Raw genomic sequence first — 25,948 nt, 5'->3', positions numbered from 1 at the left:
AGCTTTTTTGCTTACTCTATAAAATTCGTCTATATCTTGAAAATTCCTGCAAAAATCGCTAAATAAACATAAGAAAAAGCCGCCCCTCGGGACGACTTTTTTAGCAAAAATAATTATTGTTGTGGTTCTTCTGGATTACCGTACAGCTCTTCAAGAGGCTTCGTAATAATCTGGCTGACATCGTTAATCACTGTGTTCAGACGCTGTTCTTGTTCCATCAGTGTTGAAATTTGTGGATGCTGCTGTACCAGTTCAACAACCTGACGAGCTTGTTCCACTTCTTCTTCACTAATTTCTTCGCCTTGCATCTGCTTTTGCTGCAAAGTGATTTGAGTTTGGCGGAAATCTTCGAACATTTTCTTCGCAGACTCTTCGCTCATGACTGCATCATAAGCTTCCTTCAGTCCTTGAAATTCTTCACTATTACGAATTGCTTTTTCAAGATCGTAAGCATTGTCATAAATATTAGCCATAAATTCACGTACCTCCTAGATATTGAGTGAGTAACTCCTTCCCCACTATAACAAACTCGTCTAGTCATGTATAGGACAAGCTTTTTATCCCAGTAGAACTGCGATTATTCCTTGAACGAACCCAATCAAGCCCCCAAGCAGTGCACCTAGGTACGTAATCATCTTAAACTCTCGTTTGGAAATACCAAGAACAATATCTTCTAAGCGTTCAACGGGAAATGACGAAACTTGTTCTTCGACAATCCCGGATAAATTCATCGAGTTCATCATTCGCTCCATTTGTGAAGCCAGCAGCTCTGTCACCTTAGGCGTGACTGCTGGAATCACATCGAGAATGATTTTTGATTGAATGGGTTTTGACCAATCGGATAAGGAGCGGTTAAGCCATTGCTCCATCGGCAGTCCTTTACTTACAATCTTACCGAGTGCTTCAGATATAGTTGTTTTTCCAATCTTATCTTCCAATTCTACCACAGGACGATTCAATGCTTTGCTTAACTCAGCTTGAATCATGGTTTGCAGCCAATCTGTAGCTTCCCGGGCTGAAACATATTTAAGGAGGACTGGATGGATGCGATCGATAAGTCGCTCTGAACCCATAAAGGAGGAAATCATATTTCCGAGAAACCCCTGGTTGTCCAAATAATCGTCAATAAGATCAGCGATTCGCTCTTTTCCTTCATAACTATCCAGGTAGATTCTCACACGTTCCTGTATGTAAACAGCGAATTCGTCAGCACTATTCTCAAGTTTTGATTTCCACTCCTCAGGTAGCAGTTCACTTGCTGACCGCTCTCTCACACCACTCATCATCGAATCATATCGTTCTTCCACCCAGCTGGAAATCGAGTCTTCCAGACGTTCCTGGTCGAGATGGATATCAAGGGAAGATAGGATCGCCTGCATCGAATCATCATTGTTCAGCAGCTTCTCTACTTCTTCTTGAACAAATGTGGTTAGCTGGTTTTCAAAGGCAGGCCCCTCGATTTTCCTTCGCAGCCCGTCTGCCGTTAGAAGATGATTTACAACCATCTCACCAAGCTGACGAGATAGTTCATCGCGTCGTTTCGGTATCAGCCCAGGCGTGAAGGGAACTTGAAACTTCCCGATCTTGATCGGTTTATATGGACGAAAAAGCATTTTAATGGCGAGGTGGTTCGTCACCCCTCCGATTGCAGCTCCTATTAGCATCATACCCACTATTAAAACAACAACATTCATTGGCATTCCCTCTTTTCAGTCATAGAACTGATCCAATTATATATGACTTAAACAACTGATGCCAATACAACTAAAGTGCAAGCGCCTTAGTAACGTCCAATTATTGCCTTAGTGAGGGAAAACATTTTAGGACAAAATAAAAACGAGGTGATCACATGCATAATAAGAAAAATTACGATCCGGAAGGGAAAAAACGCTTGGAACTGGACGTGGATCGTATGATTAATGAAGGGATGGCTGGAGGGAAACCTACTTGGCCAGTTTACGGCAGAGAGCAGATTGGAGAAACTCATCCGATCCCTGAGGAGGGCAACCAATCGGAGTCAGAATCGTAGGGTGGACGGGATAAGCGCTGAAAGCCTGCACCAGGCACAGCGCTTATCCTTTATCGGCTTTTGACAATCATCTTAACGGCTTCTTCTATATATTCCTGAGAATCATCGTCTTTTTCTTGAGCTTGTTTTATGCTGGTTTCTAAATTTCTTGCTACAATATAACCGATAGCACGGTCCATAGCTGATCGGGCAGCCGCCAGCTGGGTCACAACTTCTTTACATTCCTTATCTTCTTCCATCATTCTGATTACACCGCGAACCTGCCCTTCAATTCGTTTCAATCGATTTTTAGACTCTGGTCCATATTGACTTCTTTCCTGTACTTGATCCATATCCATAACCTCCTTCAATTCTCTCCCTGTATTTTTATACAAAATCCTTTGTTTGCTGAAATAACTGTTTGTATTACTATAATAGTAGAGATTTCTTCAAAAAGGAAGGACGCTATGACTAAAATCGAGCAACTTAAACAAATCTACCCCTCGCTAATCGCTGTCGAAGAGCAAAGTATAGAACTATCCAATAAGTACCAACTTTTTCGTACGGGCGATGAGCAGGTAATTGCCATTCTAAAAACAGAGCTCAACCAAAAAGATGTTCAGCTTCTCCAGCTGATTTTAACTCCTATTTCTAAACGGGATGATCAAACAACGGCTCGTGAGCGATCCTGGTCCCGTTTTCTTCAGGGTCATTCAGATGAATTAATGGCCGAACCACTGCCTCAAAAGTTCAGGTTTGTATTTTTCTGCTTATCTGATCCAAACATTGACCGTCAAACGTTTCAGGAAGCATTGCAATCCTTTTTTCCACGCGTGATGCCGCTGCTATGGGAGGATCATCAGCAAGGTGTCATTATTGAAGAAATCATGGAAAACAATCAGGAAACGATTACGTTTCAGCCACTGATTGATGTATTAATGAGTGACTTTTATACAAAAATTCATTTTTATCTTAGTGAATTTAGTGAATCACCACTTGAAGGTCCCTCATTTTTTCAGTGGGCAAAGAAATGCTTTCATATCTCCATGCGAAACAGCATCGGTCCTGTGGCAACCTTTCAAGAAGTGATTCCATCTCTATACATTGAATCCATGCCCGAAGCGGAACGAACCATGATTTCTGATTCATTATTTTCCACTGTTCGCGATGATCAAGATCTGCTTCAAACAATTCAAGTCTTTCTCGAGTCCGGCTCGAATGCGACTTTGGCAGCTAAACGGCTTTATATGCATAGAAACAGTTTACAATATCGCGTTGATAAATTTATCGAAAAAACCGGTGTTGATATAAAACAGTTTCAGGGCGCTATTATTACGTATCTTTTTTTACTTGAGGCAGACCGATAAACAACGTGCACAAATTACGAAAGCATTCTTTGTGCACGTTGTCCATTTACCCTTCCTGTTCACTGCGGTAAACTTATATTAACCAAAGAAAGCGATTTCAAAAAAACAGGGAGGCACCTTTCATGGCAGAGTTAAAGTTAAATAATATTGAAAAAGTGTATGACAAGAAAGTAAAAGCCGTTGATGACTTCAACTTACATATTAATGACAAAGAATTCATCGTTTTTGTAGGTCCATCTGGCTGTGGTAAATCAACAACCTTAAGAATGATTGCCGGGCTTGAGGAAATAACGGGCGGTGATTTCATAATTGATGAAAAGCGCATGAATGATGTGGCACCTAAAGACCGCGACATTGCGATGGTGTTCCAGAACTATGCTCTTTATCCGCATATGAACGTTTATGATAATATGGCATTCGGCCTTAAATTACGTAAAATGGATAAAAAAGAAATCGAGCAGCGCGTCAACAACGCAGCCAATATCCTGGGACTTGAAGCTTTATTAGATCGTAAACCGAAAGCACTCTCAGGTGGACAGCGTCAGCGTGTGGCACTTGGACGTGCGATTGTACGTGATGCGAAAGTGTTCTTAATGGATGAACCATTATCCAACCTTGATGCGAAATTACGTGTTCAGATGAGAGCCGAAATTCAAAAGCTTCACCAGCGTCTGCAAACGACAACGATCTATGTAACCCACGACCAGACAGAGGCCATGACGATGGCTACACGTCTTGTCGTTATGAAGGATGGGATCATCCAGCAGGTTGGGGCACCTAAAGAAGTATATGACAAGCCGGAAAATGTTTTTGTCGGTGGTTTCATCGGATCTCCTGCCATGAACTTCTTTGCCGGAACCCTTCGTGAGGATCATATTCAAATAGGCGATGTAAATCTTGCTGTGCCAGAAGGAAAGTTAAAGACATTGCGTGATCAGAATTATATTGATAAAGAAGTCGTTCTCGGTGTACGCCCGGAAGATATGCATGATGAACCGTTATTTATCGATGCGAACCCAGATAAGAAAATTAAAGCCTACATCGAAGTAGCTGAGCTAATGGGATCTGAATCATATCTTTATTCTAAACTGGATGATCAAGAGTTCATTGCAAGGGTTGATTCCCGTTCTGATATTAACGGTGGAGATGAAATCGAACTTGCGATTGATATGAACAAAGTCCACTTTTTCGATAAAGAAACGGAACAGCGTATCCATTAAAACTAAACTCAATTAAAAGACGCAGCTGATTTTGCCAGCTGCGTCTTTTTTCTAAGGCTGTGTTCTAAAAAGAAGGTTAAAATTAAAGAGGAGAAAGGGCGCACCCTTTCTCCTCCTTCAGATTATTTAATTATTTTTGTCCGCCGAACTGTTGTTCAGCCATAGACACAAGACGCTTAGTGATTTCTCCACCTACAGAACCGTTAGCACGGGAAGTAGAATCAGCACCAAGTTGTACTCCGAATTCTTGTGCAATCTCAGTTTTCATTTGGTCTAGAGCTTGTTGTACGCCAGGTACTACTAACTCGTTTGAACTGTTGTTAGCCATGTTGTCTCACCTCCTGTCCTGTGTAATAGTAGTATGATCGGGTACTGCTATTTTTATCACAGAAATTTCATTCCAATATACGGAAATTTATTTAGAGGTGAATGGACATGGCAAAACGTTATATAGTTACTTGGCGTTAGGCTTTGTCATCGCCTTTGGATCTACATATTCCTCGAATTGCTCTTCTGTAAGCAAACCAAGTTCAACAGCTGTTTCCTTCAATGTTTGGTCTTTTTCAAAAGCTGTTTTCGCGATTTTAGCTGCATTTTCATAGCCAATGTGCGGATTCAATGCTGTCACGAGCATTAATGAATCACGTAGATACTTTTCAATTTGCTCATGGTTTGGTTCTAAACCAACGACACAGCGTTCATTAAAGGAAACCATGCTGTCAGCAAGTAATTGCGCGGACTGCAAGAAGTTATAAGCAATGACAGGTTTAAATACATTCAATTCAAAATTACCTTGGCTGGCTGCAAATCCAATCGTTGCATCATTCCCCATCACCTGTGCAGCAACCATTGTGATCGCTTCACTCTGAGTCGGATTGACTTTACCAGGCATAATCGAGCTGCCAGGCTCATTGGCCGGAATTGTAATTTCACCGATTCCACAACGCGGTCCACTGGCCAGCCATCTGACATCATTGGCAATTTTCATAACGTCAGCTGCCAATGCCTTGATAGCTCCGTGAGCATGAACCAGTTCATCATGAGATGTTAACGCATGAAATTTATTCGGTGCAGAAATAAAATGTTTCTGTGTTTCATCATTAATTTTGGAAACGACTTGATCCGCAAAATCTACATGCGCATTTAGACCAGTCCCGACAGCAGTCCCGCCAATCGCAAGCTCTTTTACATAGTTTGTACTATCAATCAGCATTTTTTCGGTTTTTTCAAGCATACGGTGCCATCCGCTTATTTCCTGACCGAGCGTTAGCGGTGTCGCATCTTGTAAATGAGTACGTCCAATTTTAACAATGTCGTTAAACGCTTCCATCTTTTCTTCTAATGTATCTTTTAATTGTGTTAAACCTGGAAGTAATACATCCTCAAGCTTTCTGACTGACGCAATGTGCAGTGCTGTAGGGTATGTATCATTAGAGCTTTGAGATTTGTTTACATCGTCATTAGGATGCAAACGTGTTTCTTTCCCCTGCTCCTCAAGCCACTTATTCCCCACATGAGCGATCACTTCATTCACGTTCATATTAGATTGTGTACCACTGCCCGTTTGCCAGACAACAAGCGGAAAATGTTCCTCTAAAACACCTTCAAGAATTTGATCGGCTGCATGTCCAATCGCATCCGCTTTATCTTTTTCAAGTAAACCAAGTTCATGATTGGCTTTGGCAGCACTCTTTTTAAGAATGGCAAACCCTTCAATAATTTCTTTCGGCATTTTCTCATTGCCAATCGGAAAATTCTCTTTACTCCGTTGCGTTTGAGCTGCCCAATACTTATCACTCGGGACTTTTATTTCACCTAATGTATCTTTTTCAATTCGATAGTCCATGATGCTCCTCCTTTATATCTTGTGTAAACATCCCTTATTAATTGTATCAATTTTCTTATAAACATTCATTAATCAGCATGGGGAATTTGTTGAAAAATGCCACAGTAAATTTATCTGATTATTTACATTTTTCTGATCATATTATAGAATAAGGCTACCAGTTGAAAAGCAGGCTGATCTCTCAAGAAGAGATGCAGTTTTAGCTTGGTCTTTTCCAATGGGTAAATAAATGGGTGAAAAAGAGTCCTCGGGGCTCTTTTTCTATGTTAGTTTATAATAAAGGAAAAACGAGGTGTGGACATGCCGAATATTTGGACACATATTTTGTTTGCAGAAGACGTTTGTGCCAAGCTTGAGCGCCACGATATTATCGAAACATCCGGGCGGTTTTTAGCTCTCGGTGCTCAAGGACCCGATCCGTTCTTCTATTACAATTTTTGGCCTAAACTCAATGATCGAAATGTTCCCGACATTGGAATGAAGCTGCATACAGAAAAATGCGGTTCCTTCTTACACAACATCATTAAACGTGGCAAACATGAAAAAAATCAGTCCCAAGCCTATATTCTCGGTTTCGTTACCCATCATATTCTTGACCGTATTACACATCCTTATATTCACTATCGTTCTGGCTATGAAGGCCATAAACATCAAATACTTGAAGTCATCATTGACACCATCATACTGGACCGTTATCGGGATCGGAAAACATGGAAAACACCCGCTCACAAGCAGATTCGATTGAGTAAACAAGAAGCAAAAAAGCTGGCGCAATGGATCGAGCAGGAAATCTATATTCAATTTCCCCAAGCGGTTCAGACTGTCCCTTCGAATTATATGGTCCAGTCCTTCATGGACATCGCTCTCGCTCAGCGTTTGTTATTTGATCCGGTTGGATGGAAGAATCAATTGTTAGGTACACTCGTTTCTCCCTTTTCACACAGACCGATCGATAAGGAAGTTGACTACTTAAATGAAACAAACCAAGAATGGATGCATTCAGCCACCGGTGAAATTTCCACTTCTTCTTTTATTGATTTATATGAAAAGGCCTTTGCGGAGGCTTGTGTGGTCATAGAAAGAATTCTGCAGTATTGGAGCAGTACGAAGGAAAATCGCCTGGAGGAGATCGAAGCTTTGATCGGGGATATTTCTTATGATACGGGAAAACCATTGACGCTTGAACTGGACAATTACTATAGTGATCCTATTGTATAAGGCAGAATAAGCTCAGAGAGCCCCGCTGCACGCGGGGCTCTCTTCTATGTTTTAACTATCGTCTTTTGTTGGTTTTTTGTATGTTCTCGGGCTTGAACCATCCCTTTTTCAACATCAACAAATTTCAATAACACAATTCCACCGATAAAAAAGACCATTAATGACAAAATACCGAGTCGGCTAGATCCCGTTAATTGGCCGACCAGTGCAAAAACGAACGGACCGAAGATGGCGGCGAATTTAGAAGAAATTCCATAAAATCCGTAAAATTCAGCGTGGCGGTCAGCCGGAACCATTTTGCCAAAAATAGATCGGCTCAATGACTGCGCCCCGCCCTGTACCATCCCTACACAGATGGCTAACAGGTAAAAGTGCAAAGCAGAGGTCATAAAATATCCTAATGCCACAATCGCTAAATAAATATATAAGGTCAGTGTAAGGGCACGCTTTGCGGAGATTTTATCAGCGATATACCCAAATAAAAAGGCAAATGGGATCCCGACGAATTGAGTAATTAATAAGGCCAGAATAAGTGAATTACTGTTGATCCCTATATCTCTGCCATAGATGGTAGCCATCTTAATAATCGTGGATATCCCATCATTGTACAGCCAGAAAGCTAGTAAGAAAATAAGCAGATGTTTAAATTGTGGCAGTTCTCTAATCGTTCTGCTCACTCGTTTAAAGCCGATTTTGGCGTAGGATGAAGTGCGCCGGGGCCTCTGCTTTTTCTCTTCTTTCACATTTTTAAATAACGGAATGGCAAAAATCAGCCACCATACTCCAACAGATACGAACGAAAGCTGTGTAGCTGTCAATGTATCGGGCAAGCCAAACCATTGATAATTTAAGATCATCATCAAGTTAATGGCTAACAGTACTCCACCTCCAAGATAGCCGAAAGCATAACCCCAGGAGGATACTTTATCAATGGATTTTTCATCACTAACCTCTGGTAAGAAGGCATCATAGAATGCATTGCCGCCGGAGAACCCGATCGTACCTACAATCAGAAGCAGGGAAGCTAGAAGATAATCTCCTTCCCCTACAAAGGCTAACAGCACACTTGCCGTCATCCCCATGAAGGCAAAAAACATTAAGAACTTTTTCTTGGCTGCTGAAAAATCACTAATAGCACCAAGAATCGGAGCAAGTATTGCGATGATTAAGACAGCTATAGACTGGGAATATCCCCAATAGCTGGTGGCCAAGGAATCCTCAACCCCTTTTGCAGCTACATCATAATAGAAAACAGGCAATACGGCAGCCAAAATGGTTGTAGCAAAGGCTGAGTTCCCAAAATCATATAACATCCAGCTTAAGACCGGTTTCTTTTTCATTCCATGCCACCTCCCCTTGATTAAGTTTATCAAATCAGTCTGGATTATAGTTCAATTTTTACAAAATTCATAATAATGAGGTGTTACTGATGAAAATTGCCGTTTTTGGAGCCACCGGAAGAGTAGGAAACCGTGTGGTCAATCAAGCTGCCGAAGAAAAAATTGAAGTCAACGCTTTAGTAAGAGACCGTACCAAGGCTCAGGAAATGATCCCGAGCGCCCATCTTATTGAAGGCGATGTGCTCAACCCCGAGGATGTGGAAGCCACCATACATGGTTGCGATATCGTTTTCAGTGGACTCGGCACGGATAAAACCACTACCCTATCTCAAGCAATGCCTGTAATTATTCGGACCATGGACAAATACGATGTAGAAAGAATTATAACTATCGGCACTGCAGGTATTTTAAATAGTCGTATCGAGGAAAAAAGTTATCGGTTTCAAACCAGTGAATCGAAGCGGCGTCAAACATTCGCTGCTGAAGAACATTTATTTGCATTCAAGGCTTTATCCCAATCCGGCCTGTCATGGACGATCTTATGTCCTACATACCTCCCTGATGGCGAGGCTGCCGGGAGTATCCGCCATGAAGTCAATTACCTGCCTGCTGACGGTAAGAAAATAACCGTTGGCGATACAGCTCAGTTTGCCTTTGACGAAATAAAAAAAGCACGATTTCCTCAAGTACGTGTCGGATTAAGTGAGTGAATGAAAAAAGGAGCCCTCGTTCTGAACAGTGCGCTAGACAGTGACTAACGCGCCGTTCATATCAGGCTCCTACTTGTCATGTATAAATTAGGAAGCAGGATGGAATCCAAAGAATTCTTCCAGGGTCTCCTCCTGTTTGTGTATCTCTGTAGAAATATCCGTTCCTACATACCTTAAATGCCACGGTTCATACGAATACCCAGTGATATCGGATTTCCCTTTTGGATATCTAATAATAAATCCGTACTCATGGGCATTTTTCGCAAGCCATGCTCCTTCATCGGTCTGTCGGAAGGATTGCTTTAATTTAAACGCCATTTGGGCCGAAGTTACATCCATAGCTAACCCTGTCTGATGCTCACTGGTTCCAGGTTTTGCGGAAAATTGATTCGCTTCCTTCTCTCCTCGCTCAGCCACGTTTTGCTGATAAATACTTTTTTGCCTCTCATAGGAGCGGTACCCCGAAGCAGCAACTAAGTCAATTCCGTCTTGGCTGGCAGCAGCAAACAATTCTTCGAGAGCTTTAGCCGCTTCTTTACGCATCTGCTTTTTAGGATGAAACTCAGTGAAATAAAAAGGGACATCCGGAACCACCAGGTCAGGTGGTGTATATCCGTCAGGCAGTTTTCGCTGCTTATTAACCACAACATGCATACTTTTAGGTTCGTTAACGACAGTCAATCCATCACTATCTTTCTTTTCCTCAGCTTTATCCCCAGCAGCTGGAACATTAGGCTCTTCAGACTCTTCCTTTTGTTGTTCTTTGGATGGTTCAGAATTCTCGCTTTGCTCTTCATTCGATTGCTTCTGTTCATTAGCGGAATCTTCATCTTTTGATGGAGTCTGCTCAGTTGACGTTGACTGTTTATCCTCATTGTCTGAACTGGTGGATTGATCGAGGGAGCAACCTGACAGCATCACGCTTAAGCCCACACCTAGTACAATATACTTCCATTTCATCATTGTCATACCTTCCTAACCCTTTAATCTTTATTCACTATAACATTTTCAAGAAGTTCCTGTACACGCAAATTTATAATGACGAGTATGCGGTCAGTCACGAAAGAAAAGGCTCCTAAAGGTCGACATGAAGGCCTGCAGGGCAAAAAAAGCGCCACTGAATAAGTGGCACTTTATCATCTATTCCCAAGTATAGGGTTGATATTTTTCACTCAAACGGTGAAATTCTTGTCTATCATCGTTATCAATGGCTAAGTTAATTTGTTTGTCTATCTGTTCTTTATTAAATTGATAGCTTAATTCATCCAGAAGCAGTCTTGAGGCTAAACGAATCCCGAAGGACAATTCTCTTTTGGCAGTGACTTCACGGTTCCTGAATCCAGGGTTTCGACGCAATACGTATATAACCTTTTGCTTTCTCATGAGAATACCCCCTTATTGCTTTTTTTCATTATGAAGGATTTTAATGTATTTCGCAATGATTTTTCTGAATATTTAGTTATATAATTCCCTTTAATTTAAAATATAAACCTTGTTTTGAACAAATTTATCTGAAAAAAATTAAATAATACAGCGTAGTCATGGCTACACTGGAACTGTTCAAAAGTTTACCTTGTACAAAGATTCTTACCGTCCGCAAGCTATGTGCAGCTGGGTAGATTTTTTTCTCTAGACCCAATGTAACTAGCTTTGGTAAGCTATAACATGCTGTAAAACACAAATCGGGGGCTCATGTTATGGGAGAATACGAAAATATAAAACGTGGTGAGAAAGGGGCATGGGTAAGTATTATCGCTTATTTGGTCCTTGCTGCCGTTAAGCTTATTGTGGCGGCCATCGGAAACTCAGAGGCTCTCAGAGCTGACGGCCTTAATAATACAACAGATGTCATTGCATCCATTGCCGTGCTCATCGGGTTGAAAATTTCCCGCAAACCTCCTGATGAAGACCATCATTATGGACATTTCAGGGCAGAAACCATAGCCTCCTTAGTGGCTGCCTTCATTATGGTGACCGTGGGAATCGAAGTTATCATTGGAACTATTGAGGGCATCATACAGGGTCAAACCAGCGAACCCTCTAAGTTAACGGGGTGGACAGCCATCTTGGCAGCTATATTTATGTTTGGCGTGTACCGTTACAACTTGAATCTCTCATCCCAGGTAAAAAGTCAAGCACTTTATGCCGCCGCCCAGGATAATCGCTCAGATGCGCTCGTCAGTATCGGAGCTGCAGCAGGTATTTTCGGCGCCCAGTTAGGGGTGTATTGGCTGGACCCATTAGCAGGCTTAATTGTAGGACTGATTATTTGCAAAACCGCTTGGGATATTTTCAGAGAAGCCAGTCACACTCTTAGTGACGGTTTTAACAAAGTAGAAGTTAATGATATTCGCCATGTAATTGCTAGCCATCCATCCGTTTTAACCGTTGATGATGTGAAGGCTCGCCTGCAGGGGAACCAGATTTTCGTAGATGCTACCATTAACATTGATCCTAATCTGACCATTCAGGAAGGCCATGATATTACGGATGAGGTGGAAGACCTTCTTAAGCAGGAAATGAAGATTTATTATGCTCATATCCATATCGAACCTTATGAAGAACAATGAGAAGCCTTCCTGCAGTCAGAGAGACTAACCGTTTTTCCCCCTAAGGCTATTCGCGGATATATCTCGGTAATTCTTAATTTATCACAGATAACATCTACTCCTATAATATAAGATAAAAAATCCTCACTTAGTTTTGAACTAAGTGAGGATTAGCTTTTTTAATATCCTTTTTTCAGGAAAAATGCTGTAACAACGAGTTAATATGCTCCCATCCATAGGCTGTCTCTTCATAGGTGCCTTGACCAATTGTCACTTCTTCCGCTTCAACGGGCTGAGCACCTAAAACACGATAAAAATTGCTCGATGGGTTACGCGTGAGCACCCAGACTAATAATGATTGATATCCCGCTTCCTTCATAGCCGCAACGAACGCTGCGATCATCTTCTTCCCATAGCCTTTACGCTGATACTCATCCAATAAATAAATGGCATAGATTTCTCCATCATATCCATAATTCTTCGTTCGTTCTTTTCCACCGGACACAAATCCTATAACTTCTTGTTGATCATTCTCAATCACATAGGCAATCTGTCCATTAACCGGAGCGCGTAAAATGGTTTCCCACAGAACGACTCGATTTTCGAGAGTGATATTACTCATATCCCTTTCATCGATCAAGTCTTTATATGTAGATTTCCAACTTTGAATATGAATATTAGCAATATCTTTCGCATCCTCAAATCGAGCCACTCTAACATGGGTCATTTCTCTTCTCCCCTTTTTCATCTATCTATTTATTCATAGTGTAGCAGAAAAAATGGCACCACGCTCGTGGCACCATCTTTTTTAACAACTGAAACTTGAAATCCGATCCGTATCAATCCCGAAGTATTCCCAGGAAAAGCGGTTCGGGCGCCAACGATAGCCAGCTACAGATGTCCGACCAATAAAGATGGGATAAAACCAAAACCGTCGTCCGTTGTTTAAACGTACTCTGGTGAATCGAAACAAGCATCCATACATGGAACCTGGATCCACAGCATATACTCCAGGACCACTAAACCCTTGTGCATCAGGGTATGACTCTATATCACCCGGCGGGGGCCCAGGGGGATAATTTTGCGGCGCACCTTGCGTTCCTCCCTGTGGTGGACGACCTGGCGGGGGGCCTAAACCTGGGAATCCGCCTGGACCACCTTGACCTTGCCCACCTCCGGGAGATCCCCATGGGAAGCCTAGTTGTCTGTACATAACGCCATCAATTCCTTTCAAAAAAAGTGTCCCTATACGTTATGACACAAACACCCATACCGTGCTACAAGGTCATGAAAAAGACAGCCGCAATCGCCCCGAGCACCACTCCAATGATATGAACATTCACCCAAGCTAATAAAATGGCCACTAGAGCCGCAATGACCCCAATTTGCGGGGCATCAGGCTTTACAGATAAAACACCTGGAAAAATCAAGGCCCCTAAAGCAGCATAAGGAATCGCATTCAGCCAACGATCCACCCATTTGGGAAAATGAGCTTGATCAATGATGAACGCCGGGATAAATCGTGGAATTGCGGTAACCACGGCCATGCCGATAATCATCCAAATGATCATGATTCTTCCTCCTCATCTTGCAATATCCATATTCCGCTCAGACCGCCAATCAGGGTCCCAAGCACGATCGCCCATCCTTGATCCATTCCCCACCACTGACAAAGAAAGTTAATCAACATCGCAAAAATGGCCACAAGTGCAATCCGATAATGTTTGCGCACTGATGGGACTAGCAGCCCTATGAACATCGCATATAAAGCGACTCCCATGCTTTGACTCAGCCTGCTAGGTATAATGTCTCCCAGCACACCGCCAAGGTAGGAACCTCCCACCCAAGATACATAGGCTGTCAAAATCAAGGCAGCGTAAAACCACGAAGCATGAGCCTCTTTGCTTTCTTTTCGATACAACATCGACACCGCAAACGTTTCATCTGTAATCCCTAATGACAATGGTATCTTAGCTCTAAGCGCAATCCCCCTCAACCGATTCATAAATGACAAGCTCATTACAAAATGCCTGAAATTTAGAACGAATGTGGCTATAATGATTTCCATTGCCCCTGTGCTCGCCGCCACCATCCCCACGGCAAGAAACTGAGAGGCACCTGCGAAAACTAGCACACTCATGAGGGTAAGTTCCATATTTGTCATGCCCGATTGTCCAGCCAATACACCGTATGTTAAAGCAATCGGCAGATACCCTAACATAATAGGAAGACCTGCAATCATGCCGCGTTTGGCCATATGTAAACGCGTTGTACCTGTGGCGGCTTCTATCACTTGAGTTCCCATTGTTCTATCTCCTATCTTGAAAATTTCCACTATTATACACAATTTTGAAGCTACGATAAAGTTATTCACATTCATTTATCGGTAAGTCGTCTTAATGAAGGGCATTTTGGCGAGCGACTCTTATTTAGATTCTCCCCTAACTATCGATAATTCGGCCGTAGGATCTAATGATTCGGCCCTTGAGGCGCAGGCTTCTGACTTTGCAAGGAAAGGTTCGGCCCTAACCTTCACGAGTTCTACCCAATCACAGAATGATTCGTACCTTCCACATGATTCAGGACTCATCCGCCATACTAAAAAAGTAAGCTGATCCGCTCAAATGGTTGACATAAACACGTTTCCTAGCATATAGTATCCGTATACTTCATCACTTAAAAGCGTTTAAGTAAAAAAGATATTAATTTGACGTTGACTATATAAAGGAGGTTTATCGATGCTTCATCTACAGCCTAAGAAGTTGCCAGGAGTTTTTGAATCCGTGTTATTACTTCTTGGGATTATTGCTCTTATCAGTTTCTTTATTATTGAATTACAAAGTGTTCCTCATATTCCCATCCTGCTAGGAGTTATCGTTACGCTGGCTTACGGATTCCTAAAGAAAATGTCCTTCAGTGAGCTCCAAAATGGCATGATTCAAGGGGCGCAATCAGGAATGGCTGCTGTCCTGCTCTTCTTCCTGATCGGAATTCTGATCGCCAGCTGGATGGCCAGCGGGACCATTCCTGTTCTAATGAACGCCTCCTTCCTCATCGCAGGCGGACCATGGTTTTTTGCCATTACTTTTTCCATAACAGCCGTGGTCGGGATAGCTCTGGGAAGTTCGTTTACGACAGCTGCCACAGTGGGTGTCGCCATGATGGGAGTTGCACAGTCCACAGATATTTCACTTGCTATAACAGCTGGTGCAGTCGTTTCTGGTGCGTTTTTCGGTGACAAAATGTCGCCTTTATCAGATACAACAAACCTGGCTTCCACTGTTGTAAAAGTAGATTTATTTGAACATATCAAAAATATGGCCTGGACGACAGTACCGGCCTTCGTGATCAGTTTTATTTTATTTGCGGTGCTCTCCCCTGCGCAAAGTTCGTCAGGAAATGAATTATCATCGTTTCAGCAGGGCTTAGTCGCCTCTAACTTAATGCATTGGAGCTCATGGATTCCATTAGTCATACTCGTCCTGTTAACGATCAGCAAACAGCCTGCCTTTATATCCTTAACCATTACCAGCCTTACAGCTACAATTATCGCTGGAATCAGGGGCGTTCTGCCATGGGGTGATTTATGGGGAACATGGTTCAACGGGTACACGGCAGAAACAAACCATCAAGCCGTCAACGAACTTTTATCGAGAGGCGGTATGAATAGCATGCTGTTTACTGTGTCGCTCGTTCTATTAGCCTTAGCTCTTGGCGGACTTTTTTTCGCAACAGGAGTAATCCCTTCCATTTTGGAAAAAATTAAGGGAGCCTTGAAATCGGCCCGATCCATCACAATATCAACGGCTCTTACAGCAATCGGCGTAAATATAGCAGTAGGAGAACAATATTTATCGATTTTATTAACAGGGGAAGCTTATCAGCCTATTTATGAAAAGGCTCATTTAGCTAAGAAAAACTTATCAAGAACTCTTGAGGATGCAGGAACCGTCATCAATCCGCTCGTTCCTTGGAGCGTATGCGGTGTATTTTTATCCGGAGTTCTGGGAGTCCCGGTGCTGGACTATCTTCCGTTCGCGTTTTTCTGCCTGCTCTCCCCTATTTTAACGATGCTATTTGGTCTTACTGGTAAAACGCTGACGCACACAGCCTCTACTTCAGCTAAATCATTTAAAAATGCCAACTAAAAGAACAGACCGCCCACAAAGCGGTCTGCTTTTATTTTGTCTTCAAACGCGGCAGCAATTCTGCTAAATCACTAAATTCATACCCTGCCCTCATCTGATGAATAGAACCGCCCCTGTAACAGCAGACTAATCAAAAAGGAGCGGTTTGTTATGGATAAAGAGCAACAGTCCCTCATGGACGATGGCTGGCACATGGCCCATGCAGAGGCCGAACAAGTTTTAGACGACCTTGCTTTTTACAGAACCTTAATCGCAAACGTCGTCTTTATAGGGCAAAAAGAATCAAATGACTGGGTCTTAGTCGATTGTGGTGTCGCTCACTATGGCAAACGCATTATCGAAGCGGCTGAAAAGCGATTCGGATCCCATCCGCCTAAAGCGATCATCCTGACTCATGGCCACTTTGATCATATAGGTTCCGCGAAACAGATCGCTAAACAATGGAATGTTCCGATCTATGCTCATCCCAATGAAATGCCATATATTACGGGAGAAAAAACCTATCCTATCCCCAACTCAACAATCGGGGGTGGACTCTTTTCTCTATTGTCCCCCTTTTTTCCGAGAGACCCCGTCCACTTAGGTAAGTGGGTTAATCCGCTTCCCGAGGATGGTACGGTTCCACATATGGATGACTGGAGAATTGTTCACACACCAGGTCACACACCTGGTCACGTTTCTTTATTCAGAGATCGTGACCGCACGTTGATTTCAGGTGATGCCGTTATTACCGTCAAACAAGAGTCAAGTATGGCTGTATTCATCCAGCACCAGCACATTCACGGACCGCCAGCTTATTTTACTCACGATTGGCTTGAAGCCGAGAAATCCGCTAAAAAGTTAGCCAGCTTAAACCCGAAATTGATTCTTTCCGGACATGGTCTGCCTATGGAAGGAGAACTTATGCAGGAGCAGCTTTCACAACTAGCAATCAACTTTAAAGATTATGCCATTCCCGCTCATCAAAATAAACCACACTAACTATGGTTGAAGGATACTGTGTATTTTTCTTAACCCTTCCAGCAGCCTTGGGCTCGGACGACAATATAACGATTCCTCGAGGACATGGATTTTGTCCTCTTTGATCGCTTTCATCTCAAGCCATCCGGGCCTTTTTCTTAAAAGGTCCGGATTCATTTTTTCTTCCTTCACTCCGACCCACACCATACAAATGTGATCTGGATTCCGTTCTCTTACATCCTCCCAATCGGTCTTCACACTTGCTTCCTTTTCTTCGCCGAATAAATTGACACCGCCAGCTAATTCGCTTATTTCTGTTAACCAATTTCCTTGTCCAGGAGTGAAAATAGGCTTAGGCCACCACTCCCAGTAAAGACTCGGCTTTTTCTCCTTGGCATTGCTTTTAGCACGATACGTTTCAATTTCCTGTAAAAATTCTTTTGCCTTCTTTTCCCCGTGCTCTGGCAATCCGATAGCCTTTCCTACCTCCTCAATATCTGCGGCAATTTCCTGTAGAGATCCCGGATTTAAAATCAATTGTGGAATGTTATGTTCCCGCAATCCTTCAATATTTTTTTCCATTCCCGGCACACTTAGCGAACTCAGTACAAGGTCCGGTTTTAATTGAGCTACTGCATCTATATCGATAGATAAGTCCGGCCCAAGGCGCGGTAATTGCATCACCTGTTCAGGAAAATCAGAATAATTGTCGACACCAACCAACATCTCCTCTTGCTCTAAATACGCGACAATTTCAGTGTTACTGGGGCAAATCGACACAATTCGAATACAATCACTCCCTTTTTCAGAATCCTCTGATGTTTCATTTTATTCCATTATAGCTTATATTTAGGTTAAGAAAAAAGTTAAGAAAGGATGAATCACGTGGCCGCCACATTATTCGATACAGCAAAAGGGATCGTAGAATTCTCATATGAAGGAACCGGCCCGACCATCCTGCTCCTCAAAGGTGGGCATTGCTCAAGAGATACTGACTTATCCCACCGAAGTTTAATTTATGAAGGGTTTTCGCTTTTAACCATTTCCCGACCTGGCTATGATTCAACCGAAGTTTCTGCCGGACGGACTGCAGCCGAATTTGCTGAAACAATTGTAAGCGTTTTAGATCACTTACACATAGAAAAGGTTGCTGTCATTGCCGTCTCCTCAGCAGGACCTACGGGAATTGCGTTAGCTGCTTACTACCCTGATCGGGTGGAGAAATTGGTTATGGAAGCCGCTGTAACAGCCCCCTGGGAATTCGGAACAAAAACGCGTGCTAGCTTATTGTTTGGGCCAAGTGAGAAAGCTACCTGGGGAATCATTAAATTTTTATTAAAGGTTTGTCCAGATATGGTTATGAAAAATATACTCGCTTCTCTAACTACAGAAGAAGTAGATGATCTCTATAAACGTCTCTCCCTAAATGACCGCAGATTCATCTATAACATGCTGGCTGATTCCCAATCAGGCCATGGTTTTTCACTTGATATCAAACATGACTTAGCAGATATGAGTAAAATCAAAGCTCCCATACTCGGCATGTACGCACGCAAAGACAAAAGTGTTCCTTATTCACAAGCCATTCTACTGAAGTCGAACACACAGAACTGTGAAATTTATGATGCACCATCTGATAGCCACTTAATTTGGATTGGCCCTAAAGCTCCAAATGTCTGGGCAAAACGTTTAGACTTTTTAAGTCACTAAACCAAAGGAGGAGAACCGTTGGATATCATCAAGATCACCCATTTACGAGATGAATTCTTAGCTTTTTATCATCAAGCTGTCACATCAGACGCAGCCCCTGATACCAGGTTTGAACTATGGAAAGAGCTTTACGGTTATTCGGTAACGCAGCCAGATATGCAAGACGACCAGCTTGCGCGTGACATGTTAGATTATGCTTTCCCCAAGTATGCTCAAGCTGTTGACCACATTGAACATTTCGAACCTAGTCATGAAGAAATCTTCTCTCTTCTGCAAGCCGTTAAAGAAGAATTAGATTACGACTCTGCCCTTCACATGTCGATCGTCTTTTTTGTAGGGAATTTCGAATCGGATCCATTTTTTGAAACAGATGAGGAAGAGCACTTAACTCTTTATTATCCAATTGAGAGAGAGATGCAGCAAATGGATCTTGCAAAAGAACTCGCACGAGTCATCCATTGCCAGAAATCGGGGACCGCCTATCCGCTGGCAAAAAGTATTGGGCACATTACACTTCAGGAAGGAATAGCGTTACATACGGCTGAAAAAGTTCACACAACGCTGGCTCTGCCAGCGCCGTCTTATTCCTGGCTGGAAGTATGCAATCAAGAGCCAAACCGAATTATGATTAACCTGCTCCCTCATATTCAACGGGATGATTACGAAGCTTTATACTCCTTTACGAAAGGTCGAGGAGCCTCCGGTTATTTCAATGAAGCTATATTTGTAGGATGGACAGCCGTGAAGCACCTGCTAACTCAAGGAAACACATTATGTGAACTTTCTGCTATTTCGGATGAGCGTGTCACAAATTTCATGGAAGAAACCCTTTATGATGTGCTGGATAACGCTTATTTTGTTCAGCCGTAAAGACCACCTCCAAAAAAATTTCTCGAGGGGCTTTCTTTTTTTAAAACCATCTGATATAATAAAAATTAATTATTGTTGTTCGATATGATTCATAACAGAGAAGATGCGTCATAACGATACGTCTTGATTGAATATGAAGAGCAAGAATAGTAATACATTGTGGATCTAATCCACGCAGGAGGTATTCTTCATGGTTGAAGGTACAGTTAAATGGTTTAATGCAGAAAAAGGTTTCGGTTTCATCGAGGTAGAAGGTCAAGACGACGTATTCGTTCACTTCTCTGCTATTCAAGAAGAAGGTTTCAAGTCTCTTGAAGAAGGTCAAGTTGTAAACTTCGAAATCCAAGAAGGTCAACGCGGACCACAAGCTGCTAACGTTCAAAAAGCGTAAGTAAGCTTTTAAAAGACTCCCTATTTGGGAGTCTTTTTGTTTTACAAATATTTTCAATTAATTGCCGTTAGGAGTATCATTTATTTAGTGCATTTGTTATACTGATAGCAGTTATTGTTGTTCGGAAACGATTCATAGAACAGAAGTTGCTTCAAAGTAATTTTCGTCTTGAATGTGAAGAGCAAGAATAGTAATACATTGTGGCTAAAGATCCACTCAGGAGGTATTTTTCATGGTTGAAGGTACAGTAAAATGGTTTAACGCAGAAAAAGGTTTCGGTTTCATCGAAGTAGAAGGTCAAGACGATGTATTCGTTCACTTCTCCGCTATTCAAGAAGAAGGTTTCAAGTCTCTTGAAGAAGGTCAAGTTGTAAACTTCGAAATCCAAGAAGGTCAGCGTGGACCACAAGCTGCTAACGTGCAAAAGCAGTAATATATGAAAAAAGCTCCCTTAAATGGGAGCTTTTTTTGGTTAGTTTATTGATCCTGATCGGTTAAAATCAGCGGTCCGTCTTTCGTAATCGCAATGGTATGTTCATATTGAGCCGAAAGGGAGCCATCAACCGTGCGTGCTGTCCAATTATTTTGATCCATCTTGCTTTGGTAGCCGCCAATGTTAATCATCGGCTCGATCGTAATGACCATTCCTTCCTTAAGTCGCGCTCCTTTGCCTGCCTGGCCGAAGTGTGGAATATATGGATCTTCATGAATCGTCTCTCCTATGCCGTGACCCGTAAAATCGCGGACAACTGAATAACCTTCCCCTTCTGCATAAGACTGAATAGCATGGCCTAAATCTCCGATCCGATTACCGACCTGTGCCTGCTCAATCGATTTATAAAGAGATGTTTTCGTAACCTCCAGCAGCCGTTCTGCCTCTTCACTAATTTTACCAACCGGATGGGTCCAGGCCGAATCCGCTAGTGCTCCATTTAAATTGACCACCATATCGACGGTTACAATATCTCCTTCTTGAAGCTTTTCTTCCCTCGGAAAACCGTGACAGACCTCGTCATTGATGGAGGCACAGGTTGTAAACTCATATCCCTGATATCCCTTCTGCTCTCCAGTTGCTCCATGTTTTGCTAAATAACGTTCTACAAGGTTCTCAACTTCCATCGTAGTAACGCCTGGTTTAATAAACTGACGAAGCTCTTTGTGCACGTTAGCAAGCAGCTTACCTGCTTCATGCATTAACTCTATTTCACGCTTACTTTTTCGTTTAATCATAGCTCCAAACCCTTTCCTGATATTTCACAATAAATATATGCTTTCATCCTATCATATGATAACGAAAAAACCCGGCTTCGACCAGTATTCGCCCTTACTCTACTTCGCGAATAATTTTAGCTGGGTTGCCGCCGACAAATACATTTGCTGGGATATCTTTTGTCACGACCGCTCCTGAACCAATGACTACATTATCACCAATCGTTACACCTGGGTTAATGATGGCACTGCCGCCAATCCATACATCATTGCCAATCGTAACAGGCTTGCCATACTCAAGACCGCTGGCCCGCGTTTCCCGGTCCATAGGATGTGTCGCCGTGTATATTTGTACGTTCGGTCCAAGCATCACGCGGTCACCCATTGTAATCGGACAAACATCCAGAAAAACACAGTTGAAATTGGCGAAAAATTGATCTCCAACGTTAATATTATAGCCATAATCGCAATGGAATGATGGCTCGATAAAGACTTCTTCCCCTGCACGTCCAAGCAAGCTCTCAAGCATTTGCTCCCTGTGATGATTCTCTGTTGGCTTTGATTGATTAAAGGAATACACAATTTGTCTCGCTCGTGTTCGCTCGAGAACAAGCTCTTCATCCCATGATTGATAAAGTTCACCTTTCAGCATCTTTTCCTTTTCCGTCATACGATCACCTTTTTCTTATAAAATATCTATTCCCTCTTTACATTATCATACAACTTCGCTATTCTTATTTGAAATCAAAGGGGGAATCTGCAAATGATTATTCGACCACTTTCAGGAAGTGACGCCAATGCATATCGAACTTTAAGGTTAGAAGCCCTTCAAACGAATCCCGATGCGTTTATCACCACTTACGAACAAGAGAAGAACAAGCCAAATGCGATTGAGACGACTGCTCAACGGCTTAACTCGGACAAAGCCCATACTTTTGGTGTGTTTATCGAGGAGAAGCTTGTCGGGAATGTCACGCTGCAAAAGGAATCTCATCAAAAGTTTGCTCATAAGGCGTCTATTCTTGCTATGTATGTCCATCCCGAATGCAGAGGGCAGGGAGCAGGAGAAAAGCTGCTTGAGAAAGCTATCCAATTCTCCAAAGGGATTGGAATTGAAGTACTTCAGCTTAGTGTTGTCAAAGACAATTTGCCCGCAAAAATGCTCTACGAAAAGGTCGGTTTCCATGAATATGGGGTAGAACATAAAGCCATTAAAATCAAGGACCGCTATTTAGATGAAATTCAAATGGAGTATTTTCTTGAAGATTGAAACATCTCCCCTCCTTCACTCGTATTTCTAATAGATGGAAATGAAAAGGAGCGTTCTTTATGATTGAGATCGAACGAGTAACGAAACAATTCCCAGGCCACAGAGCTGTAAACAACCTATCACTTACAGTTCCAGACGGGAAGATCTTCGGATTTCTTGGACCAAATGGAGCTGGAAAATCCACCACCATTAAAATGATGACAGGCATTCTCCCAGTGGAGACCGGACGAATTAACGTTAACGGTTTTGACGTAACCAAAGACCCTATGAAAGCCAAAACAACGATCGGCTATGTCCCCGACCGTTCGGATATCTTTTTACGTTTAAAAGGAATCGAATACTTAAACTTTGTGGCGGATATTTACGGAGTCCCGACTGATGTCAGACGTGAAAGAATCGACTACTATACGAAACAGTTCAGTATCTACGGGGCGTTAAACGATCATATCCTCACCTATTCCCATGGCATGAGACAGAAAATTGTTGTCTGCGGCGTTTTACTTCACGATCCCGATGTTTGGATTCTCGATGAACCGCTCACTGGACTTGATCCGAAAGCTTCCTATACGTTAAAGGAAATGATGCGTGAACATGCCAGCAAAGGAAAGACCGTGTTTTTCTCAACTCATGTACTTGAAGTCGTTGAGCAGTTGTGTGATGAAGTGGCTATTATTAAGAATGGGCAGCTTGATTTCATCGGAAATATGGTTGACATGAAGCAACAGTTCAAAGAGGATGACAACTTAGAAAAAGTGTTCTTGGAGCTGACGCAAAATGGCTAAAACGTGGAAACTGATCCGAATTATGGTCAAAATGCAGCTTTCTCTAGTGGGCAAAAGCACTAATGAAAAACTGGGATATGTATTTCTAGGGATTTTCGCGATTCCTGCTGCATTATTTATCTTATACATAGTAAACGGCCTCATCAGTTCAATGTATGGTGTATTAGCCCCCAGCGGAAACGAAAGTGTCATTCTTGGCCTGCTGTTTGTGATCACATCGATTCTCTTCGTATTTATTAGCGTTGGGACGATCTTAAGCTCATTTTATTTTGCTGAAGACGTAGAATCATTTGTGGCACTGCCCTTTCAGCCCTATCAAATTATACTGGGCAAGTCAGCGGTTCCCTTTTTAACGTTATATCTGACTAACTTGGTTGTATTAGCCCCTTCGCTGGTTATATACGGATTGCACAGCCATGCAGGGGTAGTGTATTACCTGTTCGGTTTCATCCTCTGGCTGCTTACACCAGTTATTCCGTTTGTGGTAACAGCGGTCCTTATTATGTTTGTCATGCGTTTTCTTAACCTGTCTAAAAATAAAGACCGAATAAAAGTGTTCGCCGGTTTGTTAACATTTGTTTTTGTGATAGGAATTAACATCGTCATCCGCCTCAATTCTTCTGAGACAAATCCAGGCTCCAACTTGGCCCAACTGTTAGCCGAACAAAATGGTTTACTGCAGATGACGACAAAATTTTATCCACCTGCCTATTTCAGCTCCATCAGTTTAACCGAACCGATGAGTATCGCAGGGGCAGGATATTTTTTATTAACTTGTGCTCTCTCTATTGTCGCCCTCATCTTCATGATGACAACAGGGCAAAAGTTGTACTTCAAAGGAGTTCTGGGCCTTTCCGGCGGAACTAAGAAAGCGATCAGTCCGGCAAAGATGTCCAAGAAAATCCAGAAGAAAAACGTGCTTTATTCTAGCTGGGTACGAGAAATGAAAATCATGCTTCGTACCCCCACCTTTTTCACACAGATTATCGTGCAGTCGCTGCTGCTGCCGGTATTATTCGTTATCATTCTTATCATGGATACAAGCGGCTCCATTCAAGGCATCAGTACAGTGGTTAATTCGTGGCAAGGAAAAACCATTATATTAACCATGGTTGGCTTTACAGTGTTCATTCTGGGCATTAATCCTGCTGCCATCTCCTCTGTTTCACGAGATGGGAAGAGCTGGTTTAACCACTTATACATGCCGATTCGCGCAGAGTCAGTCATGCTGAGCAAAATTCTAGCGTCCTTTTTCATCAACTTTCTCAGCCTCGTCATCCTGCTGATCATGGCTTTCCTTTTTAACATCCCCGCCATGATCACCTTGATTTGGATCATACTTTCGCTTTTGATCAATTGGCTTACGAGCATCATAGGAACAATTCTCGACCTATATACACCAAATCTACATTGGACAGACGAACGGGAGGTTTTCAAAGGGCGTTTCATCGGTCTTCTAGCCCTTGCTGTCGAAGTCGTTATTTTCGCCCCGCTGATTTTGATCCTGTGGAATGCAGACGGAATTGAAGGGATATGGATGACGACAGTTATATTGTTTGGCACCTTAACTCTTCTTATCTTAATCAGCAATCGAATATTGAAGACAATGATTGAGAAACATTTCTATTCGTTATTCTCTTCATAAAAAAGCTAGCCTCCTCGTCTTGAGGGGCTAGCTTTTGTCTACTATTCTCCCAATCTTTCCGTTTTCATGTCCTGGATGATCCATCCTTCTCCATCAAATTCCAAGGTAAATGTATTATTTACGTGTCCACTGAGCTCACTGTTTTGCTCTTGGGCCGCCTGGTACTCGCCTTCTTCCATTTGCATCAAGTCGATAGGTTCTGAATGATTAAATGTCATCGGTCCATCTTGGGGGATCACGGTTACTTCGCCATTCGTTTCTTTAAAGAATCTGTCTGTAAACCCTTCAGCCATATCAACAGACATATAGTTGTGAAGATACTCTTCCATTTCCTCAATAGAATTGTAGTCATTGTTTTGATTTTCATCGGATGTGACTTCAATGGTATGCTTCAACGCCTCTTCGTAATCTGCAAGTACTTGCTTAGCTTCTGATTTCGTTAGCTCTGCCTCTGTTGAGTCTCCTTCCGCATCATCAAAACTGCCTAAAGGAAAAATGGATAACGTCAAAACACCTAACAATAATGCTTTCATTTTTTGAAGCCTCCTTTACTGTTCTTCATATCACATGAACAGCTTTCATAAACCTCAAACCTTTCGTTTTTTTGGGACATATTTCTAACAAAATTATTCAAATTCAGCTAGGCATCTGCTGTCATACATGATATAATTTGTCTCGTTCTTGTCGGATTCAGGCACGAATGCG

At 42.3% G+C, this 25,948-nt stretch carries 31 protein-coding genes; 15 read left to right on the top strand and 16 right to left on the bottom strand.

Features of this window, described 5'->3' with window-relative positions:
• Positions 1-113: 113 nt before the first annotated feature.
• Both G6R08_RS17025 and G6R08_RS17020 read right to left on the bottom strand, forming a co-directional pair.
• Positions 114-473, bottom strand: a complete 360-nt coding sequence (locus tag G6R08_RS17025) for a YlbF/YmcA family competence regulator (RefSeq protein WP_163529588.1) — start codon at positions 471-473, stop codon at positions 114-116.
• Between the two features lie 84 nt (positions 474-557).
• Positions 558-1,694: a DUF445 domain-containing protein gene (locus G6R08_RS17020; protein ID WP_163529586.1), complete on the bottom strand. Its 1,137-nt coding sequence runs from the start codon at positions 1,692-1,694 to the stop codon at positions 558-560.
• A 155-nt stretch (positions 1,695-1,849) separates the two neighbouring features.
• Here G6R08_RS17020 and G6R08_RS17015 point away from each other — a divergent pair, with 155 nt between their 5' ends.
• On the top strand, positions 1,850-2,029 hold the full coding sequence (locus G6R08_RS17015) for a hypothetical protein (protein ID WP_163529584.1): 180 nt from the start codon (positions 1,850-1,852) through the stop codon (positions 2,027-2,029).
• Positions 2,030-2,079: 50 nt separating this feature from the next.
• On the opposite strand, the gene G6R08_RS17010 is transcribed toward G6R08_RS17015, so the two are convergent.
• Entirely contained in the window at positions 2,080-2,361 is a 282-nt protein-coding gene (locus tag G6R08_RS17010; protein WP_163529581.1) for a metal-sensitive transcriptional regulator, read from the bottom strand.
• Positions 2,362-2,475: 114 nt separating this feature from the next.
• Here G6R08_RS17010 and G6R08_RS17005 point away from each other — a divergent pair, with 114 nt between their 5' ends.
• Positions 2,476-3,375, top strand: a complete 900-nt coding sequence (locus G6R08_RS17005; protein ID WP_163529579.1) for a PucR family transcriptional regulator — start codon at positions 2,476-2,478, stop codon at positions 3,373-3,375.
• A 122-nt stretch (positions 3,376-3,497) separates the two neighbouring features.
• Positions 3,498-4,595: an ABC transporter ATP-binding protein gene (locus G6R08_RS17000; RefSeq protein WP_163529577.1), complete on the top strand. Its 1,098-nt coding sequence runs from the start codon at positions 3,498-3,500 to the stop codon at positions 4,593-4,595.
• A 130-nt stretch (positions 4,596-4,725) separates the two neighbouring features.
• On the opposite strand, the gene G6R08_RS16995 is transcribed toward G6R08_RS17000, so the two are convergent.
• Positions 4,726-4,923 (bottom strand): alpha/beta-type small acid-soluble spore protein, encoded by a 198-nt coding sequence (locus G6R08_RS16995; RefSeq protein ID WP_079529295.1) that lies wholly within the window; start codon positions 4,921-4,923, stop codon positions 4,726-4,728.
• A 126-nt stretch (positions 4,924-5,049) separates the two neighbouring features.
• The gene (gene fumC / locus G6R08_RS16990; RefSeq protein ID WP_163529575.1) at positions 5,050-6,441 is read right to left on the bottom strand and encodes a class II fumarate hydratase; all 1,392 of its coding nucleotides are present in this window, start codon (positions 6,439-6,441) and stop codon (positions 5,050-5,052) included.
• 300 nt (positions 6,442-6,741) lie between these two features.
• Between fumC and G6R08_RS16985 the strand changes: the two genes are divergently transcribed.
• Complete coding sequence (locus G6R08_RS16985) at positions 6,742-7,659, top strand: zinc dependent phospholipase C family protein (RefSeq protein WP_163529573.1); 918 nt, start codon at positions 6,742-6,744, stop codon at positions 7,657-7,659.
• Between the two features lie 44 nt (positions 7,660-7,703).
• On the opposite strand, the gene G6R08_RS16980 is transcribed toward G6R08_RS16985, so the two are convergent.
• Entirely contained in the window at positions 7,704-8,999 is a 1,296-nt protein-coding gene (locus G6R08_RS16980; protein WP_163529571.1) for an MFS transporter, read from the bottom strand.
• 89 nt (positions 9,000-9,088) lie between these two features.
• Here G6R08_RS16980 and G6R08_RS16975 point away from each other — a divergent pair, with 89 nt between their 5' ends.
• Positions 9,089-9,709, top strand: coding sequence for an NAD(P)-dependent oxidoreductase (locus tag G6R08_RS16975; protein ID WP_163529569.1), 621 nt, complete (start codon positions 9,089-9,091; stop codon positions 9,707-9,709).
• 87 nt (positions 9,710-9,796) lie between these two features.
• On the opposite strand, the gene G6R08_RS16970 is transcribed toward G6R08_RS16975, so the two are convergent.
• Positions 9,797-10,672 (bottom strand): M15 family metallopeptidase, encoded by an 876-nt coding sequence (locus G6R08_RS16970; protein WP_338035443.1) that lies wholly within the window; start codon positions 10,670-10,672, stop codon positions 9,797-9,799.
• 177 nt (positions 10,673-10,849) lie between these two features.
• Entirely contained in the window at positions 10,850-11,092 is a 243-nt protein-coding gene (locus G6R08_RS16965; RefSeq protein ID WP_163529566.1) for an IDEAL domain-containing protein, read from the bottom strand.
• 314 nt (positions 11,093-11,406) lie between these two features.
• On the opposite strand from G6R08_RS16965, the gene G6R08_RS16960 reads away from it, so the two are divergent.
• A complete protein-coding gene (locus G6R08_RS16960) occupies positions 11,407-12,279 on the top strand; it encodes a cation diffusion facilitator family transporter (RefSeq protein ID WP_163529564.1) in 873 nt (290 codons plus the stop codon).
• 172 nt (positions 12,280-12,451) lie between these two features.
• On the opposite strand, the gene G6R08_RS16955 is transcribed toward G6R08_RS16960, so the two are convergent.
• The 4 genes from G6R08_RS16955 to G6R08_RS16940 all read right to left on the bottom strand — a co-directional run bounded on the left by G6R08_RS16955 (position 12,452) and on the right by G6R08_RS16940 (position 14,563).
• Entirely contained in the window at positions 12,452-12,985 is a 534-nt protein-coding gene (locus G6R08_RS16955) for a GNAT family N-acetyltransferase (protein ID WP_163529562.1), read from the bottom strand.
• An 81-nt stretch (positions 12,986-13,066) separates the two neighbouring features.
• Positions 13,067-13,471: a hypothetical protein gene (locus G6R08_RS16950; protein ID WP_163529560.1), complete on the bottom strand. Its 405-nt coding sequence runs from the start codon at positions 13,469-13,471 to the stop codon at positions 13,067-13,069.
• A gap of 64 nt (positions 13,472-13,535) precedes the next feature.
• Positions 13,536-13,829, bottom strand: coding sequence for an AzlD domain-containing protein (locus G6R08_RS16945; RefSeq protein WP_163529558.1), 294 nt, complete (start codon positions 13,827-13,829; stop codon positions 13,536-13,538).
• The gene (locus tag G6R08_RS16940) at positions 13,826-14,563 is read right to left on the bottom strand and encodes an AzlC family ABC transporter permease (RefSeq protein ID WP_163529556.1); all 738 of its coding nucleotides are present in this window, start codon (positions 14,561-14,563) and stop codon (positions 13,826-13,828) included. Before G6R08_RS16940 ends, G6R08_RS16945 begins: the two co-directional genes overlap by 4 nt.
• Positions 14,564-14,996: 433 nt before the next feature.
• Here G6R08_RS16940 and nhaC point away from each other — a divergent pair, with 433 nt between their 5' ends.
• Together nhaC and G6R08_RS16930 are read left to right on the top strand one after the other, a co-directional pair.
• Entirely contained in the window at positions 14,997-16,406 is a 1,410-nt protein-coding gene (gene nhaC / locus G6R08_RS16935) for a Na+/H+ antiporter NhaC (RefSeq protein WP_163529554.1), read from the top strand.
• A gap of 150 nt (positions 16,407-16,556) precedes the next feature.
• The gene (locus tag G6R08_RS16930) at positions 16,557-17,387 is read left to right on the top strand and encodes an MBL fold metallo-hydrolase (protein WP_163529552.1); all 831 of its coding nucleotides are present in this window, start codon (positions 16,557-16,559) and stop codon (positions 17,385-17,387) included.
• Here the strand turns inward: G6R08_RS16930 and G6R08_RS16925 are convergent, their stop codons facing one another.
• A complete protein-coding gene (locus G6R08_RS16925; protein WP_163531377.1) occupies positions 17,388-18,155 on the bottom strand; it encodes a cobalamin-binding protein in 768 nt (255 codons plus the stop codon).
• Between the two features lie 96 nt (positions 18,156-18,251).
• Between G6R08_RS16925 and G6R08_RS16920 the strand changes: the two genes are divergently transcribed.
• The 4 genes from G6R08_RS16920 to G6R08_RS16905 all read left to right on the top strand — a co-directional run bounded on the left by G6R08_RS16920 (position 18,252) and on the right by G6R08_RS16905 (position 20,770).
• Positions 18,252-19,076, top strand: coding sequence for an alpha/beta fold hydrolase (locus G6R08_RS16920; RefSeq protein WP_163529550.1), 825 nt, complete (start codon positions 18,252-18,254; stop codon positions 19,074-19,076).
• Positions 19,077-19,094: 18 nt separating this feature from the next.
• The gene (locus tag G6R08_RS16915) at positions 19,095-19,946 is read left to right on the top strand and encodes a hypothetical protein (protein ID WP_163529548.1); all 852 of its coding nucleotides are present in this window, start codon (positions 19,095-19,097) and stop codon (positions 19,944-19,946) included.
• 190 nt (positions 19,947-20,136) lie between these two features.
• The gene (locus tag G6R08_RS16910; protein WP_079529279.1) at positions 20,137-20,337 is read left to right on the top strand and encodes a cold-shock protein; all 201 of its coding nucleotides are present in this window, start codon (positions 20,137-20,139) and stop codon (positions 20,335-20,337) included.
• 232 nt (positions 20,338-20,569) lie between these two features.
• Positions 20,570-20,770 carry a cold-shock protein gene (locus G6R08_RS16905; RefSeq protein WP_079529278.1) on the top strand — a complete coding sequence of 67 codons (201 nt, stop codon included), beginning with the start codon at positions 20,570-20,572 and terminating at the stop codon, positions 20,768-20,770.
• Positions 20,771-20,814: 44 nt separating this feature from the next.
• Here the strand turns inward: G6R08_RS16905 and map are convergent, their stop codons facing one another.
• Entirely contained in the window at positions 20,815-21,567 is a 753-nt protein-coding gene (map, locus tag G6R08_RS16900; RefSeq protein WP_163529546.1) for a type I methionyl aminopeptidase, read from the bottom strand.
• Between the two features lie 94 nt (positions 21,568-21,661).
• Positions 21,662-22,216, bottom strand: coding sequence for a sugar O-acetyltransferase (locus tag G6R08_RS16895; RefSeq protein ID WP_163529544.1), 555 nt, complete (start codon positions 22,214-22,216; stop codon positions 21,662-21,664).
• Positions 22,217-22,309: 93 nt separating this feature from the next.
• On the opposite strand from G6R08_RS16895, the gene G6R08_RS16890 reads away from it, so the two are divergent.
• From G6R08_RS16890 to G6R08_RS16880, 3 genes are read left to right on the top strand one after another with little or no spacing between them, the layout of a single operon-like run.
• Positions 22,310-22,816, top strand: a complete 507-nt coding sequence (locus G6R08_RS16890) for a GNAT family N-acetyltransferase (RefSeq protein ID WP_163529542.1) — start codon at positions 22,310-22,312, stop codon at positions 22,814-22,816.
• 59 nt (positions 22,817-22,875) lie between these two features.
• Entirely contained in the window at positions 22,876-23,598 is a 723-nt protein-coding gene (locus tag G6R08_RS16885) for an ABC transporter ATP-binding protein (RefSeq protein WP_163529539.1), read from the top strand.
• A complete protein-coding gene (locus G6R08_RS16880) occupies positions 23,591-25,243 on the top strand; it encodes a putative ABC transporter permease subunit (RefSeq protein ID WP_163529537.1) in 1,653 nt (550 codons plus the stop codon). The genes G6R08_RS16885 and G6R08_RS16880 overlap by 8 nt, the downstream gene beginning before the upstream one ends.
• Positions 25,244-25,284: 41 nt before the next feature.
• Here the strand turns inward: G6R08_RS16880 and G6R08_RS16875 are convergent, their stop codons facing one another.
• Positions 25,285-25,776 carry a hypothetical protein gene (locus G6R08_RS16875; RefSeq protein WP_163529534.1) on the bottom strand — a complete coding sequence of 164 codons (492 nt, stop codon included), beginning with the start codon at positions 25,774-25,776 and terminating at the stop codon, positions 25,285-25,287.
• Positions 25,777-25,948: the final 172 nt, after the last annotated feature.

Source organism: Halobacillus ihumii, from assembly GCF_902726645.1.
In the GTDB taxonomy this organism is placed as follows: domain Bacteria; phylum Bacillota; class Bacilli; order Bacillales; family Halobacillaceae; genus Halobacillus_A; species Halobacillus_A ihumii.
This window is presented reverse-complemented; position numbering and strand designations above follow the sequence as displayed.

What these genes read in the sequence shown, in the direction of transcription:
- G6R08_RS16875 (WP_163529534.1), bottom strand. Translation starts at nt 25,776, where the DNA reads ATGAAAGCATTATTGTTAGGTGTTTTGACGTTATCCATTTTTCCTTTA.
- G6R08_RS16970 (WP_338035443.1), bottom strand. Translation starts at nt 10,672, where the DNA reads ATGATGAAATGGAAGTATATTGTACTAGGTGTGGGCTTAAGCGTGATG.
- G6R08_RS16950 (WP_163529560.1), bottom strand. Translation starts at nt 13,471, where the DNA reads ATGTACAGACAACTAGGCTTCCCATGGGGATCTCCCGGAGGTGGGCAA.
- G6R08_RS16880 (WP_163529537.1), top strand. Translation starts at nt 23,591, where the DNA reads ATGGCTAAAACGTGGAAACTGATCCGAATTATGGTCAAAATGCAGCTT.
- G6R08_RS16890 (WP_163529542.1), top strand. Translation starts at nt 22,310, where the DNA reads ATGATTATTCGACCACTTTCAGGAAGTGACGCCAATGCATATCGAACT.
- map (WP_163529546.1), bottom strand. Translation starts at nt 21,567, where the DNA reads ATGATTAAACGAAAAAGTAAGCGTGAAATAGAGTTAATGCATGAAGCA.
- G6R08_RS16985 (WP_163529573.1), top strand. Translation starts at nt 6,742, where the DNA reads ATGCCGAATATTTGGACACATATTTTGTTTGCAGAAGACGTTTGTGCC.
- G6R08_RS16965 (WP_163529566.1), bottom strand. Translation starts at nt 11,092, where the DNA reads ATGAGAAAGCAAAAGGTTATATACGTATTGCGTCGAAACCCTGGATTC.
- G6R08_RS16885 (WP_163529539.1), top strand. Translation starts at nt 22,876, where the DNA reads ATGATTGAGATCGAACGAGTAACGAAACAATTCCCAGGCCACAGAGCT.
- G6R08_RS17015 (WP_163529584.1), top strand. Translation starts at nt 1,850, where the DNA reads ATGCATAATAAGAAAAATTACGATCCGGAAGGGAAAAAACGCTTGGAA.
- G6R08_RS17010 (WP_163529581.1), bottom strand. Translation starts at nt 2,361, where the DNA reads ATGGATCAAGTACAGGAAAGAAGTCAATATGGACCAGAGTCTAAAAAT.
- fumC (WP_163529575.1), bottom strand. Translation starts at nt 6,441, where the DNA reads ATGGACTATCGAATTGAAAAAGATACATTAGGTGAAATAAAAGTCCCG.
- G6R08_RS16995 (WP_079529295.1), bottom strand. Translation starts at nt 4,923, where the DNA reads ATGGCTAACAACAGTTCAAACGAGTTAGTAGTACCTGGCGTACAACAA.
- G6R08_RS16960 (WP_163529564.1), top strand. Translation starts at nt 11,407, where the DNA reads ATGGGAGAATACGAAAATATAAAACGTGGTGAGAAAGGGGCATGGGTA.
- G6R08_RS16955 (WP_163529562.1), bottom strand. Translation starts at nt 12,985, where the DNA reads ATGACCCATGTTAGAGTGGCTCGATTTGAGGATGCGAAAGATATTGCT.
- G6R08_RS16930 (WP_163529552.1), top strand. Translation starts at nt 16,557, where the DNA reads ATGGATAAAGAGCAACAGTCCCTCATGGACGATGGCTGGCACATGGCC.
- G6R08_RS17005 (WP_163529579.1), top strand. Translation starts at nt 2,476, where the DNA reads ATGACTAAAATCGAGCAACTTAAACAAATCTACCCCTCGCTAATCGCT.
- G6R08_RS16910 (WP_079529279.1), top strand. Translation starts at nt 20,137, where the DNA reads ATGGTTGAAGGTACAGTTAAATGGTTTAATGCAGAAAAAGGTTTCGGT.
- G6R08_RS17025 (WP_163529588.1), bottom strand. Translation starts at nt 473, where the DNA reads ATGGCTAATATTTATGACAATGCTTACGATCTTGAAAAAGCAATTCGT.
- G6R08_RS16940 (WP_163529556.1), bottom strand. Translation starts at nt 14,563, where the DNA reads ATGGGAACTCAAGTGATAGAAGCCGCCACAGGTACAACGCGTTTACAT.
- nhaC (WP_163529554.1), top strand. Translation starts at nt 14,997, where the DNA reads ATGCTTCATCTACAGCCTAAGAAGTTGCCAGGAGTTTTTGAATCCGTG.
- G6R08_RS16975 (WP_163529569.1), top strand. Translation starts at nt 9,089, where the DNA reads ATGAAAATTGCCGTTTTTGGAGCCACCGGAAGAGTAGGAAACCGTGTG.
- G6R08_RS16945 (WP_163529558.1), bottom strand. Translation starts at nt 13,829, where the DNA reads ATGATCATTTGGATGATTATCGGCATGGCCGTGGTTACCGCAATTCCA.
- G6R08_RS16980 (WP_163529571.1), bottom strand. Translation starts at nt 8,999, where the DNA reads ATGAAAAAGAAACCGGTCTTAAGCTGGATGTTATATGATTTTGGGAAC.
- G6R08_RS17020 (WP_163529586.1), bottom strand. Translation starts at nt 1,694, where the DNA reads ATGAATGTTGTTGTTTTAATAGTGGGTATGATGCTAATAGGAGCTGCA.
- G6R08_RS16895 (WP_163529544.1), bottom strand. Translation starts at nt 22,216, where the DNA reads ATGACGGAAAAGGAAAAGATGCTGAAAGGTGAACTTTATCAATCATGG.
- G6R08_RS16905 (WP_079529278.1), top strand. Translation starts at nt 20,570, where the DNA reads ATGGTTGAAGGTACAGTAAAATGGTTTAACGCAGAAAAAGGTTTCGGT.
- G6R08_RS17000 (WP_163529577.1), top strand. Translation starts at nt 3,498, where the DNA reads ATGGCAGAGTTAAAGTTAAATAATATTGAAAAAGTGTATGACAAGAAA.